The organism is Treponema sp., assembly GCF_045657965.1.
Taxonomy (GTDB): Bacteria; Spirochaetota; Spirochaetia; order Treponematales; family Treponemataceae; genus Treponema_D.
In genome coordinates this window covers 1-4927 of sequence record NZ_JAZOUG010000083.1, presented here as the reverse complement: position 1 = coordinate 4927, position 4927 = coordinate 1, and the positions used below count along the sequence as shown (strand labels likewise).

Sequence of the window (4927 nt, the reverse complement as noted above, 5' to 3'; positions counted from 1 at the left end):
CAATAGAAGAAGTTGAAAATTTACTCAAAAAATACAGTAGCGCAGAACATAAAAAGTTTTCAGTTGCGGCCCTTTACTATGCTTTTGCACGAAAAGCATTTGTGGAAGTGGTAAAACAGTTTTCGGATGAAGGCTGGGATTTTGCTTTCCGCGAGATGAAGGCATCTGATGTAATTGATGACGTTTCTCTCGGAAAAAGTGAAATCGGAATCATTTATCTGAACGAATCAAACAAAAATCAGATACTTACACAGCTAAAGGCGAAAAATCTTGACTTCCATCATTTGACAGAATGTAATGCGTTAGTTTATCTGTATAAAAATCATCCGCTTTCAAAAAAAGAATCAATTTCGCTTGAAGAACTTTCTGATTATCAGTTCATCACATTTGATACGGATGATGTGAACGCATTCTTTTCTGAGGAAGTCTTGGTTCGTCACAAGCTTAAAAAACCAATTATGGTAGCAGACAGGGCGACCGAACTGAACCTTATTAAAAATCTGAATGGTTATACGTTTCTTTCGGGAGTTTTAGGAGAAGATACGAGCGAAGATTTTATAACGATTCCAGTCAGAAATCCGGATGATGAAAAACGAAGTTCTTTTGAACTGGGCTACATTACTCAGAAAGATATCAAAATGAGTTATATTTCACTCACCTACATAGAGACTGTTCAAAAAAATCTTCATATCGAAGGATTTTTATGCTGAACTTATAGTTTTTTTCTATAACAATTATAGAAAAATTATATTTTACAAATATAAAATCGTTTTATATAACATACTAAACCGATAGGTAAAGCAGTGTTATCCTCCTTATCTTCGGAGAGAAGTTTATTTTCTTAGGGGTAATAAAAATGAAACAAAAAATAAAATTGATTCTTAAGCGGATTTATCCGGCTCTTGGTGTACTTCTGGCTTTAGTGGTGCAGTTTACCGTTCCCGATAACGAACTTCACCCGGCTGCAGCAAAACATTATTACACCTTTTTTCTTTTGATTCTGCTTTCATTTTCTGCCCTGCTTTTTGTGCTTTCGTTTTTCATCAAAAAAACACGTATCTATTTGGAAGAAAAAGGCGCTTTTTGGGCAGGAGCTGCAGTTCTTGTCGTTATCATAAATCTTGTGACGGCAAAATTTGCCCTGCTTCCAGTGATTTTCTTTCCGACCTACGACAATATTATTGCGGTCTTTCTGGAACAGACTCCGCTTCTTCTCAAATGTATCTGGTATTCATTCCGTCTGTTGATTCTCGGTGTGTTCTGGGGAGTCATCACTGGCTTCATTACAGGAGTATTGCTTGGATTTTCTAAAAAAGTTTATTACTGGATAAATCCTTACATCAAACTGATAGGTCCGATTCCAGCAACTGCATGGATTCCCCTAGTACTTACGACTTTTCCTACCCCGTTTGGTGCGAGTGTGTTCATTATAGCCCTTGCAGTGTGGTTCCCGGTACAGCTCATGACAAGTTCAGGAATACAGAATACAAGCAAAGTCTATTTTGAAGTAGGAAAGACACTCGGAGCTGGAACTTTCTTTCAGGTTTTCAGAATCGCAGTCCCGGCGGCATTGCCAAACATTTTTCAGGGCGTATTCAACGGTATCTGTGCCGCATTTATAGCACTCATGACAGCAGAGATGTTCGGTGCTAAATACGGAATAGGCTGGTACATCAGCTATCAGAAAGCGATGATGATGTATTCAGGCGTATACGCTGGTCTGATTATGATAGCAGTCTTCTGTACTTTCATAATCACAGCCCTGTTCAAAGTACGAAGACGCCTTCTCAGCTGGCAGAAAGGACTTATCAAGTGGTAGGAGATGTTATGTCTGGAGAAATTAAATTATCAAATATAAAAAAAGTTTTTAATCAGGGTAAAGCGGAAGAAGTCGTAGCTCTTAACGGTGTAGACTTTACTATTCCGGCGGGAAGCTTTGTTTCTCTCATCGGACCTTCAGGTTGCGGAAAGACAACCCTTCTCCGCTGTATCGCGGGGCTTGAGACACCGACAGCAGGCGAAGTTTTGGTTGACGGAGGCAAAATTACAAAACCTGGAAGCGACAGAGGATTTGCATTCCAGCAGGCAAATCTTTTTCCATGGCTTACAATCCGTGACAACATTGCGTTCGGACTTAAAGCACGCCACATCTACAAAGAACGCAAAAATGATGTCGATGAGTTCATAAATCTCGTGGGCTTGAAGGGATTTGAAAAGTCCTTTCCGCACCAGCTCTCAGGCGGTATGAATCAGAGGGCAAGCCTCGCACGTGCGCTTGTCGGTCACCCGAAGATTCTTCTTCTTGACGAGCCGCTTGGCGCACTTGATGCATTCACACGAATGACAATGCAGGATGAAATTCTGCGTCTTAAAAAAGAACACGATACAACGATGGTCATGGTTACGCACGATGTCGATGAAGCCGTCTACCTGAGTGATTATGTAGTCGTCATGTCGGCTCGTCCTGCAAAAGTGGAAAAAATCATTCCCATAGAACTTAGTCATCCACGAGCACGAGGTCAAGATGTATTTTTGAAATACCGCACGCAGATTCTTGAAATCCTCGACTACGCAGGTAAAGTTCAGGAAGTTGAGTATACAATTTAAATTTTTTTTGGAGGTAAAAATATATGAAAAAAACAGTTATGATTTGGGCGGCTGTGATTGCGGCTTCCCTTTCGCTTGGCGGATGCAACAAAGACAAAAAGTCTGCAGGCACAACCGGCACGGCTCAAAAAGTCGTCAGAATCAATTTCCAGCGGGGCGGACTTTGTGCAGCACCGGTTCATGTCGCATGGAAAATGGGGCTTTTTGACGAAGAACTTGCAAAAATCGGTCAGAAAGCTGAGTTCGTCGAAGTTGTTGAAGGCGGTGCTACCCTTGCCGAAATGATTGGCTCGGGCAAAGTCGATGCCGGCTACGGTCTTTATGCGACACAGCTTCAGGCAATGGAAAACGGTCTTCCAATTTCTTATACTTCGGGAATCCACATCGGCTGTACGAAGTATTATGTCAAAGGTGACAGCCCGATTAATTCTGTCGCTGACCTGCGCGGAAAGAAAATCGGTGTTCCGGGACTTGCGGATTCAAGCGTTATGAACCTCAAGCGAAAACTCATGGATGTCGGAATCGGAGTTACAGCAGAAAATAACGAAGTCGAGTTCCTTGCTTACGCTTCAAGTGACCTTGCCATCGCTCTGGACAAAGGGGCAGTCGATGTAATCGGTGCACACGATCCTGTTGCAACAAAAGGCGAGCTTGCTTACGGATTCAAAAAAATCCTCGACACAGGAACGGACGAAAAATTCGTTAAAGAATATTGCTGTCAGCAGTTTGTAACTCATAAACTTTTGAAAGAAAATCCTGAAGGAGCAGCAGCAGTTACGAGAGCATTGCAAAAAGCAAGTGCGTTCGTAGAAGCTGAACCACGCCTTGCAGCCCAGCTCCAGATTGAAAACAATCTTGTTGCAGGAGATTTGGACTTCAACGCCGCCCTTCTCGACGAACTCAACTATGTTCCAAGCCGCTCTCTCGGACGAAAGACATTCATCGATGCAGCCCGACAGCTTCAGGAAGCTGGAATCCTGAAAGCAAGTACTAACATAGATGAATTTGCAGAAAAAGGCTATATCGAACTTCCTGGTGTCCCTGACGGCTACACTTACGACAAAGAAACAAAAACTTACAAAGAAATTAAAGACCCACGGGTTTAGGAGTTAAGAAAATGAAAAATTTAAAACTTATTCTGTCATCAGCAACTGCTGTTTTGGGTCTGCTTGTTGCAATTGCACCGTATTCTTTCGCAAAAGTATGCGCAATGCCAAAAATGCACTGTCACGCTGTAACGGCACCTACTGAACTGGTACTTGGAATTCTGATTCTCCTGATTTCTGTTATTCAGATTGTTACAGGACTCAAAAACAAAGCCTGAAGTTTAAGCCTTAGAGGTCAAATATGACAAAATCGATCAGTACACGCACACTTGCTCTTGCAAATATCAGACGAAAACCTTACCGCTCGGCTTCACTCATTATTCTGATTGCACTCACCTGTGCCGTACTGTTCGGTTCGCTGATTTTACTTTCTTCGCTCAAAGGCGGAATCTATGGAATTCAAACCAGAATCGGGGCGGATTTAATGCTCGTTCCCAAAGGGTTTGAATCCAAAATGGAAAACGTACTTTTGACCGGTGAACCGAATTATTTTTACATGGACAAATCAATCGAAGAAAACGTAAAAGGAATTGAAGGTGTCAGTCAGGTTACCAGCCAGTTCTATCTCACAAGTCTTTCTGAAGGCTGCTGTGATTTTCCAATTCAGCTTATCGGCTTCAATCCTGAAACAGATTTTATCATCAAAAACTGGGCAAAATCCCGTTTCAGGCAGACTGATGGAATTCTTTTTGCGGGAAACAATGTAAATCTGGAAAAAGACAGCGTACGATTTTTCGGCGGCACGCATAAAGTCACTTCAAAACTTGCAAAAAGCGGAAGCGGCATGGACAATGCAATTTACACAGACCTTGCCACTCTCCAGAAAATTTTTGAAGATTCAAAATCAAAAGGATTCGGATTTATTTCAGACGGTGATACCGGAACAAAGGTAAGCGTTATTTTCATAAAAATCAAAGAAGGTTATGGTGCGGACGGGGTTTCCCTTAGGATCCAAAATGCCATACAGGACGTTCAGGTAATTCAAAGCGGTAAATTTGTATCAAACCTCATAAAAAAACTGTCTTCGATTCTTATTTTTCTTTACGCACTTTGTTTTCTTGTAATTTTGATTGCAGTTTTAACTCTTTCGGTCGTTTTTTTACTTTCACTGAACGAACGGCTCAAAGAATTTGCGATTCTCCGCGTTTTAGGCGCTGACCATGCAAAACTGTGCCGGATTGTCCTTGCAGAAAGTAAGTCGGATCGTAGCCATG

Annotated in this window: 6 protein-coding genes; all 6 read left to right on the top strand. The window is 41.8% G+C overall.

What is annotated here, in order from left to right:
- On the top strand, positions 1-710 hold a 710-nt coding region (locus tag ACKI5B_RS03000), incomplete at its 5' end, for a LysR family transcriptional regulator substrate-binding protein (protein WP_407425687.1).
- Positions 711-856: 146 nt separating this feature from the next.
- Positions 857-1819: an ABC transporter permease gene (locus ACKI5B_RS02995; protein WP_407425685.1), complete on the top strand. Its 963-nt coding sequence runs from the start codon at positions 857-859 to the stop codon at positions 1817-1819.
- Positions 1820-1827: 8 nt separating this feature from the next.
- Positions 1828-2607, top strand: coding sequence for an ABC transporter ATP-binding protein (locus ACKI5B_RS02990; protein WP_407425683.1), 780 nt, complete (start codon positions 1828-1830; stop codon positions 2605-2607).
- 23 nt (positions 2608-2630) lie between these two features.
- Positions 2631-3713 (top strand): ABC transporter substrate-binding protein, encoded by a 1083-nt coding sequence (locus tag ACKI5B_RS02985; RefSeq protein ID WP_407425681.1) that lies wholly within the window; start codon positions 2631-2633, stop codon positions 3711-3713.
- A gap of 11 nt (positions 3714-3724) precedes the next feature.
- Positions 3725-3931, top strand: a complete 207-nt coding sequence (locus ACKI5B_RS02980; RefSeq protein WP_407425679.1) for a DUF4418 family protein — start codon at positions 3725-3727, stop codon at positions 3929-3931.
- Between the two features lie 23 nt (positions 3932-3954).
- Positions 3955-4927 (top strand): ABC transporter permease (locus ACKI5B_RS02975; protein ID WP_407425677.1); only part of this gene is annotated, 973 nt, incomplete at its 3' end.

Bases quoted from the DNA above. Each gene is read 5' to 3' on its own strand.
- ACKI5B_RS02985 (WP_407425681.1), top strand. From the start codon at position 2,631: ATGAAAAAAACAGTTATGATTTGGGCGGCTGTGATTGCGGCTTCCCTT.
- ACKI5B_RS02990 (WP_407425683.1), top strand. From the start codon at position 1,828: ATGTCTGGAGAAATTAAATTATCAAATATAAAAAAAGTTTTTAATCAG.
- ACKI5B_RS02995 (WP_407425685.1), top strand. From the start codon at position 857: ATGAAACAAAAAATAAAATTGATTCTTAAGCGGATTTATCCGGCTCTT.
- ACKI5B_RS02980 (WP_407425679.1), top strand. From the start codon at position 3,725: ATGAAAAATTTAAAACTTATTCTGTCATCAGCAACTGCTGTTTTGGGT.